Annotated in this window: 11 protein-coding genes; 9 read left to right on the top strand and 2 right to left on the bottom strand. The window is 61.5% G+C overall.

Going from position 1 to position 14,993, the window contains the following annotated elements:
• The first annotated feature begins 8 nt into the window (after window positions 1-8).
• Genes flgK through Q8K08_RS12940 form a run of 3 tightly spaced genes read left to right on the top strand, consistent with a single transcriptional unit; the run spans window position 9 to window position 3,569 of the window.
• Window positions 9-1,466, top strand: a complete 1,458-nt coding sequence (gene flgK / locus Q8K08_RS12950; RefSeq protein ID WP_305250310.1) for a flagellar hook-associated protein FlgK — start codon at window positions 9-11, stop codon at window positions 1,464-1,466.
• 1 nt (window position 1,467) lies between these two features.
• Window positions 1,468-2,472 (top strand): hypothetical protein, encoded by a 1,005-nt coding sequence (locus Q8K08_RS12945; RefSeq protein ID WP_304799506.1) that lies wholly within the window; start codon window positions 1,468-1,470, stop codon window positions 2,470-2,472.
• A gap of 11 nt (window positions 2,473-2,483) precedes the next feature.
• Window positions 2,484-3,569 carry a flagellar basal body P-ring protein FlgI gene (locus tag Q8K08_RS12940; protein WP_370870548.1) on the top strand — a complete coding sequence of 362 codons (1,086 nt, stop codon included), beginning with the start codon at window positions 2,484-2,486 and terminating at the stop codon, window positions 3,567-3,569.
• Between the two features lie 51 nt (window positions 3,570-3,620).
• Here the strand turns inward: Q8K08_RS12940 and map are convergent, their stop codons facing one another.
• Window positions 3,621-4,430: a type I methionyl aminopeptidase gene (gene map, locus Q8K08_RS12935; RefSeq protein WP_304799502.1), complete on the bottom strand. Its 810-nt coding sequence runs from the start codon at window positions 4,428-4,430 to the stop codon at window positions 3,621-3,623.
• Between the two features lie 137 nt (window positions 4,431-4,567).
• Between map and Q8K08_RS12930 the strand changes: the two genes are divergently transcribed.
• From Q8K08_RS12930 to Q8K08_RS12920, 3 genes are read left to right on the top strand one after another with little or no spacing between them, the layout of a single operon-like run.
• Window positions 4,568-5,287 carry a molybdopterin-binding protein gene (locus Q8K08_RS12930; protein ID WP_305250308.1) on the top strand — a complete coding sequence of 240 codons (720 nt, stop codon included), beginning with the start codon at window positions 4,568-4,570 and terminating at the stop codon, window positions 5,285-5,287.
• Complete coding sequence (locus tag Q8K08_RS12925) at window positions 5,284-5,994, top strand: N-acetyltransferase (protein WP_305250307.1); 711 nt, start codon at window positions 5,284-5,286, stop codon at window positions 5,992-5,994. Before Q8K08_RS12930 ends, Q8K08_RS12925 begins: the two co-directional genes overlap by 4 nt.
• 21 nt (window positions 5,995-6,015) lie before the next feature.
• Window positions 6,016-7,005: an OmpA family protein gene (locus Q8K08_RS12920; protein ID WP_304796483.1), complete on the top strand. Its 990-nt coding sequence runs from the start codon at window positions 6,016-6,018 to the stop codon at window positions 7,003-7,005.
• A gap of 19 nt (window positions 7,006-7,024) precedes the next feature.
• Here Q8K08_RS12920 and Q8K08_RS12915 read toward each other — a convergent pair whose 3' ends face one another.
• Window positions 7,025-7,930 carry a LysR family transcriptional regulator gene (locus tag Q8K08_RS12915; protein WP_304796479.1) on the bottom strand — a complete coding sequence of 302 codons (906 nt, stop codon included), beginning with the start codon at window positions 7,928-7,930 and terminating at the stop codon, window positions 7,025-7,027.
• Between the two features lie 292 nt (window positions 7,931-8,222).
• On the opposite strand from Q8K08_RS12915, the gene Q8K08_RS12910 reads away from it, so the two are divergent.
• The 3 genes from Q8K08_RS12910 to Q8K08_RS12900 are packed head-to-tail and all read left to right on the top strand — an operon-like array spanning window position 8,223 to window position 14,855.
• Window positions 8,223-11,555 carry a DUF2126 domain-containing protein gene (locus tag Q8K08_RS12910; protein WP_305250306.1) on the top strand — a complete coding sequence of 1,111 codons (3,333 nt, stop codon included), beginning with the start codon at window positions 8,223-8,225 and terminating at the stop codon, window positions 11,553-11,555.
• A gap of 7 nt (window positions 11,556-11,562) precedes the next feature.
• Window positions 11,563-13,974, top strand: a complete 2,412-nt coding sequence (locus Q8K08_RS12905; RefSeq protein WP_305250305.1) for a circularly permuted type 2 ATP-grasp protein — start codon at window positions 11,563-11,565, stop codon at window positions 13,972-13,974.
• The gene (locus Q8K08_RS12900; RefSeq protein WP_304796469.1) at window positions 13,971-14,855 is read left to right on the top strand and encodes a transglutaminase family protein; all 885 of its coding nucleotides are present in this window, start codon (window positions 13,971-13,973) and stop codon (window positions 14,853-14,855) included. The genes Q8K08_RS12905 and Q8K08_RS12900 overlap by 4 nt, the downstream gene beginning before the upstream one ends.
• Window positions 14,856-14,993: the final 138 nt, after the last annotated feature.

The raw sequence follows: 14,993 nt of genomic DNA, 5'->3' as shown, positions 1-14,993 counted from the left end.
TCTGACAGATGAGCATTTCTTCCGCGCTTTCATCGGCTATTTCCGGGTTGTCAGCCACGTCACGCATGGCGGAAGTGACGGCCTCCAACGTCTCGAATGCCCTCACCGAAGGCTATGCGCGGCGCGACGTCCAGCTTGCGGCGCGTAGCCTTGACAAGGGCAGTGGGGGTGTGTCGGTCACGGGTATTGCACGCCGCATCGACACGCTCTTGCTTCAGGATCTACGCTTGTCTTCATCCGCCCAAGGTGCGCGCAAAACCACGTCTGACTTTCTTGCTCGCATGGAACGCGCCATGGGCACCGCAGATCAGGACGGCTCTCTTTCCGCCAGAATTGCGACATTTGAGCGCAAGCTGATTGAAGCGGCAGCCCGGCCAGAGGCTGATGCCCGTCTCGCATCAGTCGTGGACGCCGCCCAAAGCCTGACCCAAAGCCTGATCGAAATCTCAAAGTCCGTTCAATCGGAACGCCAGATTGCAGACTCTCGGATCGCAAGCGACGTGACCTTGCTGAACGACTCTTTGTCCGGGGTCGCCGAACTAAACGTCCGTATCCGGTCATTTGCATCGTCAGGCCGAGATGTCAGCGCCCTTTTGGACCAACGACAGCAATTGATAGACTCGATTTCGGCAATTGTCCCTGTGCGAGAGGTTTTGCGCGAAAACAACCAAGTTGCTCTTTTCACCACTGGCGGCACAATCTTGCTGGAAGGGCGGGCTGCCAAAATCGAATTCACGCCCGCAGGCCTGATCACGCCAGACATGACCCTCGCGTCTGGCAGCTTGTCCGGCCTGACGGTGAACGGCCAGCCCCTTTCCACTTCGCCCGCAGGCGGTCGCTTGGGCGAGGGGCGACTGTCTGCGCTATTTGATCTGCGCGACACGCTTGCGCCCGAGGCACAGGCCAATCTTGATGCTTTGGCGCGTGATCTTATCGAAAGGGTATCTGGCTCCGGTGTCGATACGACCCTTGCTCCCGGTGCTGCGGGCTTGTTTACCGACATTGGCGGCGGCTTTGATCCACTGGACGAGGTTGGTCTTGCCGGACGCATCCGGATCAACGCCCTGGTTGTGCCAGAACAGGGCGGCGCCCTTTGGCGATTGCGAGACGGTCTTGGCGCCGCAACGCCCGGGCCCGGTGGCTTTGCCGCGCATCTTACCTCCCTTGCAAGCTCACTCAGTGCACCACGAACTCAGGTCTCTGGCGGGTTGTCTATCGGCGCGCGAAGCTTATCCGGCTTTGCGTCAGACATTGCATCGCTGCAATCAGTGGCGCGCCTTGGCGCAGAATCAGGCACTGCTTTTGCCACGGCGCGAAGCGATACTTTGCGATCTGCATTGCTGCGTGATGGCGTCGATACCGATCAGGAAATGCAAAACCTTCTTCTGATCGAACAGGCTTACGCCGCAAACGCCAAGGTTGTTCAGACCGTGGATGACATGATCAAAATTCTATTGGGGCTGTGACATGACATTGGTATCCCTTGGCGACCTGGCTCAGTCATTCTTGCTGAAATCTCAGACTGCCCGCCTTAAGGGCGAACTTGGCCGGCTGACAAATGAGTTCAGCGCCGGTCGCGTAAGCGATGTCGGTGCCGCGCTGACCGGCGATTTTGCCCGGCTTTCTTCGGTTTCGCGCGCCCGTTCCGTTACAGAGGGGTATCAATCTGCCGCACGGGAGGCCGCAACCCAAGCCGCGACCATGCAGACGGCAATAGCGTCAATTGCCGGCTCGATCCAGGCGCTGACGGCCCCCCTGCTGACAGCTTCCCAGACCACCAACCCGGACCACCTTGCCTTGGCCAGCATGGATGCCCGCGGAAGGCTTGATACTATTCTGGCCACAATGAATGTTGCTGCCGGGGGGCGATCTTTGTTCGCCGGCCAAGCAGTGCATGCGCCCGCAGTCGCCGATTCAGACACCATTTTAACTGCGCTGCGCAGTACGTTGGTGGGCGCCCAGACCGCGCAGGAGATGATGGATCGCATTTCTGCATGGTTTGATGATCCGGCGGGATACCGGGACATTGCATATCTGGGCGGAGCATCGCTGGAGCATATCGCTGTTTCACCGACAGATCAGGTCTGGATGGCTGTCACGGCCGAAGATCCTGCCTTTCGCGCGGCCTTTAAGGGTTTGACGGCAGCAGCGCTTATTGAAGATAGCAGCACGTTGATCCCTGCGACCGAAACACGGACCCTCGCGCGGCTATCGGCTGAGGCGCTGTTTGCAGGGCATGATGCGCTCATAAACCTTTCTGGTCGGCTGGGCATCAGTGAAGGCCGGATTGACGCGGCGCAGAGCCGCAACGCAATAGATCTGTTGATCCATGAGATGGCGCAGGCGGATCTGGTCCGCAGTGACCCCGAGCGCATCGCCATCGAACTCGAGGCGGTGCAGACCAATCTGGAAGCGGTCTATGCCATCACTGCGCGCCTGTCGCGCATGTCACTGACGGATTTCCTGCGATGATCCGGCGCCTGATGGTTTTTCTGGTGCTGCTCTGCTGTGGACCGGTTTTTGCCGATGCCGTGCGGATCAAGGATCTGGTCGAGTTTGACGGCGTGCGCGGCAATGATCTGGTGGGTTACGGCCTTGTCGTCGGGCTGAACGGCACGGGCGATGGCATCCGCAACGCACCCTTTACCGAAGAAATCATGTCCAACCTGCTGGAACGGATGGGTGTAAATGTTGCAGGAGAAGCCTATCGTCCGAAAAACGTCGCTGCAGTCTTTGTCACATCAAGCCTGCCACCTTTCGCGCGCGCAGGCGGTCGTATTGATGTGACGGTTTCTGCGATTGGCGATTCCAAAAGTCTGCTCGGCGGCACGCTGATCATGACGCCGCTGAACGGCGCTGATGGCCAGATCTATGCAGTGGCTCAAGGCACCATCATTGCTGGTGGTATTGCGGCCGAAGGTCAGGCCGCGCGCGTCGTGCAAGGGGTGCCGACGGCTGGGGTTATCCCCTCGGGCGCACGGGTAGAGCGTGAGATCGAGTTTGACTTCACAAGTCTGCAATCAATCCGGCTTGCTTTGCGCAGCCCTGACTTCACCACCGCGGCCCGGATTGAAACTGTGCTGAACCGGGAGTTCGGCAAACGGGTCGCGCTGATGCTGGACTCCGGCACGGTCGAATTGAACATAGATGCCGCTGGCATGCGATCCCCGGCGCATGTGATCGGGCGGATTGAAAACCTGACCATCGCACCGGAAACGCGCGCGCGGGTGGTGGTTGACCAACGCTCTGGCACGATTGTGATTGGTCAGGATGTGCGCATCAGCCGGGTGGCTGTGGCGCAAGGGAGCCTCACTCTGCGGATCGAAGAAGCGCCTATGGTGGTGCAGCCCAACCCATTTGCCGAGGGGGAAACGATGGTGGTGCCGCGCACCAATGCCAATATCAATCGAGATCCCGGCACCGGGCTGGCCGAGGTGTCGGGGGGCACATCCCTTTCGGAACTGGTGGCCGGGCTGAATGCATTGGGTGTGGCGCCGCATGACATGATTGATATTCTGAAAAGCATAAAGGCTGCCGGGGCCCTGCATGCAGATTTTGTGGTAAATTAAGCCAAGGCCGCGGCATTGCGCTGTGATCGGGACGTCAATCCGCGCACTGCTTTATCCCCAGGTCGGGTGAAAGCGGCCCGCGGGCGACAGAGTGAAAATCTCACACCCTGTTGCCGTTACGCCGACAGAATGTTCAAACTGCGCAGACAAGGATTTGTCGCGCGTGACAGCTGTCCAGTCATCGGCCAGAACCTTGGTCTCGGGGCGGCCCAAGTTGACCATCGGCTCGATGGTGAAAAACATGCCCTCCTCCAGCACCGCGCCAGAGCCGGGGCGGCCATAGTGCAGCACATTGGGCGGGGAATGGAACACCCTGCCAAGTCCATGGCCGCAAAAGTCGCGCACCACCGACATGCGGTTCGCCTCTACATAGGTCTGAATCGCATGGCCAATGTCGCCAAAGGTGTTACCCGGCTTCACAGCAGCAATACCCCGCATCAGCCCCTCATGCGTGACATCGATCAACCGCTCGGCCTTGCGCGGCAGATTTCCGGCCACATACATCCGGCTGGTATCACCGAACCAACCGTCAACAATTACTGTCACGTCAACATTCAGGATATCGCCGTCGGCCAGCACCTTCGTGCCCGGAATGCCGTGGCAGACCACATGGTTAACCGAGATGCAGGACGCGTGCTGATAGCCTTTATACCCGATCGTTGCCGAAGTGACCCCGCGCCGTACAATGTCTTCGCGGATGAAATCATCAATCTGCGCCGTCGTCGTCCCCGGTTGAACCAGTGCGGCCACGTCGTCCAGAATTTCGGCGGCCACCCGACCGGCCGCACGCATTCCGGCAAAATCCGCCTCTTGATAGATTCGGATACCGTCTTTTGTGATGCGCCCGTGCGTGTCGTTCATGTCAGATGTCCTTTGTCTTTTGCCTGAATAAGCAAATCGCGGTGGCTTGACCAGAGGGGCACAAGACCGCAGAGCGTGGTTTGAAACCGGGCGGACGAGGCCTATACCCGGATAGGGCAAGCAAAAGGAAGACAGCCATGGCGAATCCAACCGCGGCGATGCTGGTGATCGGCGATGAAATCCTGTCGGGCAGGACCCGCGATTCCAACATGCATTATCTGGCGGGTGAACTGACCCGCCACGGCATCCGCCTGCAAGAAGTGCGGGTTGTGGCCGATGATCACGTCACCATTGTTGCGGCCGTCAATGCGCTGCGGGTCGGGTATGACCATCTTTTCACCAGCGGCGGCATCGGCCCGACGCATGATGACATCACCGCCGAGGCAATTGCAGCGGCCTTTGGTGTGGCAATCAGCCAGCGTGCCGATGCGCTGGCGCTTTTGGCCGCACATTACGACCGCGCGGGGCTGGAGTTCAACGACGCCCGCAAGCAGATGGCGCGGATTCCCGATGGGGCAAGCCTGATCGACAACCCGGTCAGCACCGCGCCGGGGTTCACGCTTGGCAATGTGCATGTGATGGCCGGAGTGCCGAATATCTTTCAGGCCATGGTCGCCAGTGTAATGCCGACCCTGACCGGGGGCGAACCGTTGCTGAGCCAGTCCTTGCGCGTCAATTGTGGTGAGGGCGAAGTGGCCGGGCCATTCGGTGTGCTGGCTGCTGCGTTTCCCGATCTGAGCATGGGGTCTTATCCGTTCATCCACAACGGCGCGCATGGCACCAATCTGGTGATCCGCGGAACTGATGCGGCGCAGATTGATGCGGCGATGACGCAACTGGCAGCGTTATTCCCATGACCCCCGAGATGCTGGCCGAGGTGATGGAACAAACGTGGCCCCCGGCGCGGGCCTTTGCGGTTGGGCCCTGGCGCATCCGCGACGGTCAGGGCGGCGGCAAGCGGGTGTCGGCGGCAACCGCCGAACCAGAGTGGCGCGATGAGGCGATCCCGGAGGCTGAGGCCGCAATGCTTGCGCTGCACCAGCCCCCACTGTTTCTCATCCGGCAGGGCGATGATCTGCTGGATCAGGCGCTGCAATCGCGCGGCTACCGGGTGGTTGATCCGGTCGTCGCTTATGTCGCGCCAGCTTCCGCGCTGGCGAACCCGCCCGCCCCGCCCATGGCGGCCTTTGCGCATTGGCCACCTTTGGCGATCTGTGCCGAGATCTGGGCTGAAGGCGGTATCGGCGCAGCGCGGCTGGCGGTGATGCAGCGCGTGGAGGGGCCAAAATCTGCCATTCTGGGCCGGGCAAATGATCAGCCGACCGGGGTGGCTTTTGTGGCCATCCATCAGGGCGTGGCCATGGTGCACGCGCTTGAGGTGCGGCCCGAAGCGCGTCGGCAGGGTTCCGCGCACAATATCCTGCGGGCCGCGGGGGCTTGGGCGCAACAGAACGGGGCGGATACGCTGTCGCTGGTCGTCACCGTCGCAAACACGACAGCGCGCAACCTGTATACTTCCATGGGGATGGAAGTTGTGGGACACTATCACTATCGGCAGCGATAAGCCCGAAGAGGCGCACGGCAGGTGACACGAACCAGAACCACCCTTTTTGCAGCGCTTGCGCTGACACTAGTGGCACCCGCAGGGCTGGCACAGGCCATCACGCTGGAGATGCCCTTTGCTGCTGTGCCAAGCGTGGCAAAGACCCAGGATCTGACATCTTACGCCCTACCCATCGCGGCCTATTCCAATGGAGTGCTGCCCACACGCATCGTCGAGGGGGCTTTGCAACAGACAGCATGGCGGATCGACGCACCGGGAGTCAGCACGCTTGAACTTCTGATGCCCTTGCGCGCGCAACTGCGTCAGGCCGGATTTCAGACCGTCTTTGAATGTGAGGCCGTGGCCTGCGGCGGGTTTGATTTTCGCTATGGCACAATGATTCTGCCTGAACCTGACATGCATGTAGATCTGGGCGACTACCGCTTTTTCTCGGCCGAACGGGGCACAGAGGTCGTCAGCCTTATCGTCAGCCGGACAGCGGCTTCCGGATTTGTGCAAATGATCCATGTTGGCGGGCAGGTGAATGCTGCCCCCCTGCTGACTGCATCATCAAAGGCCGCATCCGGCGGACAGATGGTTGCGTTGACCGCCCCAGCCCGCCCGCAGACTGACGCCGCGACATCCGACACTTTGGGTGACCGCCTGTTGACGGGTGGGGCGGTCGCGCTGGAGGATCTGGTCTTTGCCTCCGGCTCGTCAGCGCTGACCGAGGGGCCTTTTGCATCTTTGGCAGGGCTGGCAGGCTGGTTGCGGGACAATCCGGGCCTGACCGTTGCCCTTGTCGGCCATACCGATGCTTCGGGTGGGCTGGAGGGAAATATCGCCCTGTCACGCAAACGCGCCGAGGCCGTGCGCCAGCACCTGATCCGGGCAGAAGGCGTTGCGGCAACACAGATCGAAGCGCAAGGGGTGGGCTATTTGTCGCCGCGCGCGTCCAATCTGACAGATGAGGGTCGCGAGAGAAACAGAAGGGTCGAGGTCATGGTGACCTCGACCCAAGTTGCGCCTTGAGGAAAGCGTCAGGGAGTGATTACCACTTGTCAGGGCCTTTGTCCGTATAGCGGCGGGCCAGAAAGTCGATGAACGCGCGCACCTTGGGCTGGGTGAATCGGCCCGGCGGGTAAACTGCGTAGATGCCAAGCGTTTCGGTCGGCAGTCCCGGCAGGGCCTCTTCGACCAGTCCGTCTTTCATGGCTTCGGCATAGAGAAAGCTGGGCAGGAATGCGATGCCAAGCCCCGAAATCGCGGCGTTCAGCAGGGACTGACCATCGTTTACTGTCAGCCAGCCCGCCGTGCGAACCTGCCGCTTTTCGCCGGATGGTGCCGTGATTTTCCACACGTTGCCATTGGCCTGATTGGAATAGTGCAGCAGCTTGTGATCATTCAGATCGTCGATCTTCATGGGCCGCCCATAGCGCTGGAAATAGCTGGGCGAGGCGATCATCCGCTTGGTTGTGTCGGTCAGTTTGCGGGCGCGAAGGCTGCTGTCTTCCAGATCGCCCACACGAATGGCCATATCGAACCCTTCGCTGATCAGCTCTACATAGCGGTTGTTCAGCACCATGTTCACGGTGATATCGGGATATTCCAGCAGGAAATCGCCAAGGATCGGCGACAGCAGGTTTACGCCAAAATCGGTGGCGACACTGATACGCAGCAGTCCCGAAGGTGCCGATTGCATGGATGTGACCAGCGCATCCGCCTCACCTGCATCATTCAGAACACGGCGGGCGCGGTCATAATACGCAAGGCCGATCTCGGTCGGGCTGACCCGGCGTGTGGTTCGGTTCAGGAGACGAGCCCCAAGTCGGGCCTCCAGCGCCGAAACGTGTTTGGATACGGCAGATTTGGAGATCCCCATCTTCTTTGCCGCATCTGTAAAGCCGCCCTGGTCTACAACCGTGGCAAAGGCTTCCATTTCAGTCAGTCGGTCCATCTTTATTCCCCAACAGGCAGCAATACGGGTTTCTGAGGCTGTTTTGATCCTGAAATCGGGCAGGATAGCGGCGGTTATGCGTTCTATCCGGGGAATTTCGTAGGATCGTTGAGGTTAAGGAAACAAGCGCAAGGCGCATCCAGTTTTCGATTTGCCCAATTGTCACGCAGACTTTTGTCCGCTGAGCAGGTTTTGTGCGACACCAAAGCGGCAGTCGTGCAATACAAGGCTATAACCACACGCACACCGCGCCTGCTGCTATTCAGGTCATGACCTCACGAGAAAAATTCCCATGTCGATTAAGGCCGCGATTCACCACCTGACGCATTACAAATACGACCGCCCGGTCACGCTGGGGCCACAGGTGATCCGCCTGCGCCCTGCCCCGCACAGCCGGACGCGGGTGATTTCACATGCGCTGAAGGTCAGTCCGGGCGGGCATTTTGTGAACCACCAGCAAGACCCGTTCGGCAACTGGCTGGCGCGGTTCGTGTTTCCCGAGCCTGTGCGCGAGTTCAAGATAGAGGTCGATCTGGTCGCGGATATGACGGTCTATAACCCGTTCGATTTCTTTGTCGAGGAATCGGCAGAGACCTGGCCGTTTGAGTATCCGGTGGATCTGACTGACGATCTGGAAATCTATCGCCGCAAAGACCCAGCCGGGCCGCTGTTGCAACAGTTTCTGGATTCGGTGCCCAAAGACCGCGTGCGCAGCGTTGATTTCGTGGTTAACCTGAATGCGATGGTGTCGAACACCCTGCGCTATACCATCCGCATGGAACCCGGCGTGCAGACGCCAGAGGAAACGCTGGGCGTGCAAAGCGGGTCATGCCGCGATTCTAGCTGGCTGTTGGTGCAGGCGCTGCGGCACCTGGGGTTTGCCGCGCGGTTTGTGTCTGGCTATCTGATACAGCTGAAGCCGGATCTCAAGGCGCTGGATGGCCCATCAGGAACCGAGGTCGATTTCACTGATCTGCATGCCTGGTGTGAGGTGTATCTGCCCGGCGCGGGCTGGGTCGGTCTTGACCCGACCAGCGGCTTGTTGGCCGGCGAAAGCCATATCCCATTGGCCGCGACCCCGCATTACCGCAACGCGGCGCCGATTTCCGGCATGGCCAGCTTTGCCGAGGTCGATTTCGCCTTTGACATGACGGTGGCCCGTGTGGCCGAGCATCCGCGCATTACCAAGCCGTTCAGCGATGACGCGTGGGATGAGTTGAACGCGCTGGGGCATAAGGTGGACGCTGCACTGGCTGCGGGTGATGTGCGCCTGACTATGGGCGGCGAGCCAACCTTTGTTTCCATTGATGACTTTGAGGCGGAGGAGTGGAACACAGATGCCGTCGGCCCCACCAAACGCGTGCTGGCGGATCAGCTGATCCGCCGCCTGCGGGACCGTTTCGCGCCGGGAGGGTTCCTGCATTACGGGCAGGGCAAGTGGTATCCGGGAGAAACCTTGCCGCGCTGGACGTTCTCGCTGTACTGGCGCACCGATGGCCACCCGATCTGGTCTGACCCCGCGCTGATCGCCGAGGAAGGTGCACAAACCGGGGTAACAACCGATGATGCCGAACGTTTGTTACAGCAGATCGCTACCGATCTGGCGCTGGAGGCCGATTGCATCGTCCCCGCCTTTGAAGACCCGGCACAATGGCTGGTCAAAGAGGCAAACCTGCCCGACAACGTAACCCCCGCCAATTCCAAGTTGAAAGACCCAGAGGAACGGCACCGTTTGGCAACTGTGTTCAATCGCGGGCTGACCAATCCATCGGGCTTTGTGCTGCCGGTGCAAAGCTGGCAATCGCAAGCGTCGGGCCGTCGTTGGCGCACGGAAAAGTGGAAGCTGCGGCGCGGGCATATGTTCCTTGTGCCCGGCGACAGTCCGGTGGGGTATCGTTTGCCGCTGGAAAGCCTGCCTTGGCTGCCGCCATCGCAATATCCCTATATCAACCCGACCGACCCAACGGTCGACCGCGCCCCACTGCCCGCGCCCAACAGTCCCGACGTAACCGAACAGCGCCCGCAGAGCCCGGCCAGCTTTACCGCAGCGTCGGCCCAGGGCGCACAGATTGAACAAGGCACCGGTGATCCCGAACTGGATGGCCACATCCGCACCGCTTTGTCAGTGGAGCCGCGCGACGGTCGGCTGTGTGTGTTCATGCCGCCGGTGGTCTCGGTTGAAGATTACCTTGATCTGGTGCGCGCGGCAGAAGAAGCGGCGAAAAAGCTGGGCCTTCAGGTTCATATCGAAGGCTACGCCCCGCCGCATGACCCGCGCCTGAACGTGATCCGCGTGGCCCCCGATCCGGGCGTGATCGAAGTGAACGTGCATCCGGCCCACACTTGGCAGGATTGCGTGGATATCACCTCGGCGGTGTATGAAGAGGCCCGCCAGTGCCGCCTTGGCGCGGACAAGTTCATGATTGACGGCAAACACGCTGGCACCGGCGGTGGCAACCATGTGGTTGTTGGCGGTGCCACGCCCAACGACAGCCCATTTTTGCGCCGCCCTGACCTGTTGCGCAGCCTGATCCTGCATTGGAACCGGCACCCGTCGCTGTCTTACCTGTTTTCCGGGCTGTTCATCGGGCCAACGTCACAGGCCCCGCGCATGGATGAGGCCCGCCATGATGCGCTTTATGAAATGGAAATCGCGCTGGCGCAGATCCCCGCACCCGGGCAGGGCGCAGCCCCGATGCCATGGCTGGTGGACCGCCTGCTGCGCAACATGCTCACCGATGTGACCGGCAACACCCACCGGGCGGAAATCTGCATCGACAAACTGTTTTCCCCTGATGGCCCCACGGGCCGCTTGGGTCTGGTCGAATTCCGCGGGTTCGAGATGCCACCAGACCCGCGCATGAGCCTGTCACAACAACTGCTGATCCGCGCGCTGATCGCGCGGTTCTGGGCCAATCCCGCGCAAGGTGAGATGACCCGTTGGGGCACCGCGCTGCACGACCGTTTCATGCTGCCGCACCATGTCTGGCAGGATTTCCGCGATGTGCTCGCCGATCTGGCGCAGCACGGCTTTGCGCTAAACGAAGACTGGTTCAAAGCACAGGCCGAGTTCCGCTTTCCATTCTGCGGTGAGGTGGACTATGACGGCGTGGATCTGGAACTGCGTCAGGCACTGGAGCCGTGGCATGTGCTGGGCGAGACCGGGGCTATTGGCGGCACGGTGCGCTATACCGACAGTTCGACCGAACGTTTGCAGGTAAAGCTGACAGCGCCGGACCCTTCGCGCTACAAGGTCTTGTGCAATGGCCGCATGATGCCGCTGACCGATGTTGGCGCGGGCGAGGCAGTGGCGGGGGTGCGCTATAAGGCGTGGCAACCGTCTTCGGCCATTCATCCGGTGTTGCCGGTCGATGCGCCGCTGACCTTCGACATCTTTGACACATGGTCGGGGCGTCCGCTTGGCGGTTGCGTTTATCACGTTGCCCATCCGGGGGGGCGCAACTACGACACCTTCCCCGTCAATGGCAACGAGGCCGAGGCGCGCAGGCTGGCGCGGTTTGAACCCGGCGGCCATCGCCCCGGCCACCACCCGCGCCCAGTCTCGGAACATCCGCACCGGGAATTCCCGCTGACGCTTGACCTGAGGCGGCCCATGGGTCTCTAGTCCGGCCATGGACAGTGCAGTGACGGCTAAGGTGAAAACGGCAAGCAAGGGCAAGGCGCGGGATCGCGGGCTGTCGGCCTATCGCCCGCTGCCGGGCGTGCCAGATGAATTGGTCACGCCCGATGGCACCTTGCGCCCGCTGTGGCAGCCGCTGGTCAACCATCTGCAGGGCCTGACGGATGAGGGTCTGACCCGTGCCACGGGACGCGCCGATCAATATCTGCGCGATTCCGGGGTATTTTACCGACAGTATGGCTCTGGCCAATCCGTTGAACGGCCTTGGCCGCTCAGCCATATTCCGGTGCTGATAGATGAGGCCGATTGGGCCGCGTTGACCCCGGCCCTGATCCAGCGCGCCGATCTGCTGGAGACAGTTCTGGCCGATCTGTATGGCGAAAACCGTCTGGTGGCCGACGGGCATTTGCCCGCAGCACTGGTGGCGGGCAATCCGGAATGGCTACGCCCGCTGGTCGGGGTGCGCCCGGCGTCAGGCCATTTTCTGCATTTCGTGGCCTTTGAGATCGGGCGCGGGCCTGATGGTCGCTGGTGGGTGCTGGCAGATCGCACGCAGGCACCTTCGGGCGCGGGCTATGCGCTGGAAAACCGTGTGGCAACCTCGCGCGCCTATACCGATGTGTTTGCCGGGCTGAACGTGCATCGTCTGGCCGGATTTTTCCGTGATTTCCGCGATGCTTTGCTGGGTCTCAGGGGTGCGCGGGATGGGCGCGTTGCCATCATGACACCCGGCCCGCTGAACGAAACCTATTTCGAACAGGCATGGATCGCGCGTTACATGGGCGTAAGCCTTGTGCAGGGCGAAGATCTGATGGTCTCGGACGGTCGCCTGATGGTGCGCACCGTGTCGGGTCTGCGCCCGCTGGACGTGCTGTGGCGGCGGCTGGACGGCAGCTATGCCGACCCGCTGGAACTGGACCCTGCATCGCGTATCGGCACGCCGGGCATGGTTGCCGTGTTGCGTCAGGGCGGGCTGACCATGGTGAATTCACTTGGGTCTGGTGTGCTGGAAACCCGCGCGCTGATGGCGTTTCTGCCCAAGCTTTCGGTCCATCTGACCGGGCAAAAGCTGGCGATCCCCAACATTGCAACGTGGTGGTGCGGCGGCCTGCCAGAGCGTGCGCAAGTCATGGCCGAACGGTCACGGCTGGTGTTGTCGCCCGCACTTGGCACGGGCTTGCCGTTTGATCGTCAGGGCGAAAGCACCGTGGCCGCAAGTCTGACCCCAGACGAGTTGGCCGCAAGGCTGGTGCTCGATGGCCCAGATCTGGTCGCACAAGAGGCAGTCACCCTGTCAACCACGCCCGCCTTGATTGACGGAAAGCTTGAGCCACGCCCAATGAGCCTGCGGGTCTTTCTGGCCCGCACCCCAAACGGCTGGCAGGTGATGCAAGGGGGCTTTGCCCGGATCGGGGCCTCGGCAGACCCGACGGCACTGGCAATGCAGCGGGGTGGCAGTGCCGCTGATGTCTGGGTCGTCAGCCCCGAAGAAGTGCCCGCCGTCAGCATGGTTACTCCCGCCGACGCGCCTTATCGCCGGTCATCCCCCGGTGCGCTGCCTGCCCGTGCCGCCGACAACCTGTTCTGGCTGGGCCGCTATGTTGAACGCACCGAGGGCATGATCCGCCTGCTTCGTGCGCGCCACATCCGTCTGGCCGAAGGCGGGCGCGCCGCCCTGCCCTTGCAAAAGCAAATGGACGCGGTGCTGAAATCCTATGGCGTCGATGGCGCGGTTGGCCTTTCGTCGGGTTTGCTGAATACACTGGGCGCGGCGGTGGCGACAGCAGGACAGGTGCGTGACCGATTTTCCCCCGATGGCTGGTCCGCCCTGAATGATCTGGACAAAACCGCGCGCCGGATGGCTGGGCGCGTCGCCCCCGGCGATGATGCCGCCCGCGCACTTTCGGCGCTGCTGCGCAAACTGGCAGGGTTTTCTGGTCTGGTGCATGAAAACATGTATCGCTTCTTCGGCTGGCGCTTCCTGTCCATTGGTCGCCAGTTGGAACGGGCGTCAGCCATGACAGGTGTGCTGATCGCCTTTGCCGATCCCAAGGCCACGCCCGGAGCGCTGGATCTGTGCATCGAGTTGGGCGACAGCGTGTTGACCTATCGCCGCCGCTTCAGCCTGGGATCCACGCGCGAGACGGTGATCGATCTTCTGGCGCTGGACCCGATGAACCCACGATCGGTGCGCCATCTGATCGACGGGCTGAGCGAACAGGTTCAGGCCCTGCCCGGTGCCGCGACCCATGGTCAGCTTTCAGAACTGGGCCGCGCCATGCTGCGCTGTCAGGTAGACATCGCAACGGCCACCCCAGACACCCTGACCACCGAAGCCTTGCAAGCCCTGCATGGACAGATCGCCGGAATCTCTGATCTGCTGACCGAGGCTTATTTGCGGTGACCCTTTACGCGGTCCGCCAGTCCATCCGCTATGATTTCGCCCGCCCTACCGGCGCAGGGCGGCAGTTGTTCCGCATTTTGCCCGCGAATATTGTCGGTCTGCAAACCGTGCGTGAGGCCGGATATGCCTTCTCGCCAGACGCAGGCGAGCGGGGCGAATTTCAGGATTTCTTTGGCACCCGCGTGATCGAGGCTGCGATGCCTCCGGGTCTGATCAGCCTCGATCTGACCATGCATTGCCTGGTCGAGCGCAGGGCCGAAGACGCCTTGCTGGATCTTTCGCCGCACCTACCCGGCCTTGTGGCCGAGTTGGCGGCGCACCGCAGTGTCGGACCTCGCGCGCCGCATCATTTCACCCTGCCCTCTCGCCGAATACCCGTAGCCACACAGATTTCAGAGTTTGCGCGCGATCAGCTCTCTTTGGGACTGACGATCCGGGCACTGGTCGAAAAGATGGGGCGGGCGCTGCATGACCACATGACCTTTGACGCGAAAGCAACCCGCGTTGACACGCCGCCAGAGCAGGCTTTTGCCCAAGGTCGCGGCGTCTGTCAGGATTTTGCGCAGATCATGGTGGGGGCGCTGCGTGCAGTTGGTGTGCCCTCCGCCTATGTGGCCGGATATCTGCGCACCTTGCCGCCCCCCGGCAAGCCCCGCTTGGTCGGGGCTGACGCGATGCATGCCTGGGTGCGGGCGTGGGCGGGCGAGGAAATGGGCTGGGTCGATTACGACCCGACCAACGCCTGCTATGCCCGCAATGACCACATCGACGTAGGCTTTGGCCGTGATTACGACGATGTGGCCCCGGTCACCGGAAGGCTGCGGCTGGACGGAGATCAATCCGGCAGCCACAGCGTTGATATTGAAGAAATTCCCGCTTAGCCGAAGGTTTCGGGCAAGAGTGCTTCTGGGATGTTCTGGTAGCAGACGGGGCGGAGCCAGCGGCGGATGGACAGTGTGCCGACGGAGGTGGCGCCAAAGTTGGTGCTGGCGGGGTATGGGCCGCCGTGGACCATGCTG

Source organism: Pseudotabrizicola sp., from assembly GCF_030684215.1.
Lineage (GTDB): Bacteria > Pseudomonadota > Alphaproteobacteria > Rhodobacterales > Rhodobacteraceae > Pseudotabrizicola.
Note: the sequence above shows the minus strand (reverse complement) of the source record. Positions and strands in the feature narration are given on the sequence as shown.

What these genes read in the sequence shown, in the direction of transcription:
- Q8K08_RS12925 (WP_305250307.1), top strand. Translation starts at nt 5,284, where the DNA reads ATGACCCCCGAGATGCTGGCCGAGGTGATGGAACAAACGTGGCCCCCG.
- Q8K08_RS12945 (WP_304799506.1), top strand. Translation starts at nt 1,468, where the DNA reads ATGACATTGGTATCCCTTGGCGACCTGGCTCAGTCATTCTTGCTGAAA.
- Q8K08_RS12910 (WP_305250306.1), top strand. Translation starts at nt 8,223, where the DNA reads ATGTCGATTAAGGCCGCGATTCACCACCTGACGCATTACAAATACGAC.
- flgK (WP_305250310.1), top strand. Translation starts at nt 9, where the DNA reads ATGAGCATTTCTTCCGCGCTTTCATCGGCTATTTCCGGGTTGTCAGCC.
- map (WP_304799502.1), bottom strand. Translation starts at nt 4,430, where the DNA reads ATGAACGACACGCACGGGCGCATCACAAAAGACGGTATCCGAATCTAT.
- Q8K08_RS12940 (WP_370870548.1), top strand. Translation starts at nt 2,484, where the DNA reads ATGGTTTTTCTGGTGCTGCTCTGCTGTGGACCGGTTTTTGCCGATGCC.
- Q8K08_RS12915 (WP_304796479.1), bottom strand. Translation starts at nt 7,930, where the DNA reads ATGGACCGACTGACTGAAATGGAAGCCTTTGCCACGGTTGTAGACCAG.
- Q8K08_RS12905 (WP_305250305.1), top strand. Translation starts at nt 11,563, where the DNA reads ATGGACAGTGCAGTGACGGCTAAGGTGAAAACGGCAAGCAAGGGCAAG.
- Q8K08_RS12930 (WP_305250308.1), top strand. Translation starts at nt 4,568, where the DNA reads ATGGCGAATCCAACCGCGGCGATGCTGGTGATCGGCGATGAAATCCTG.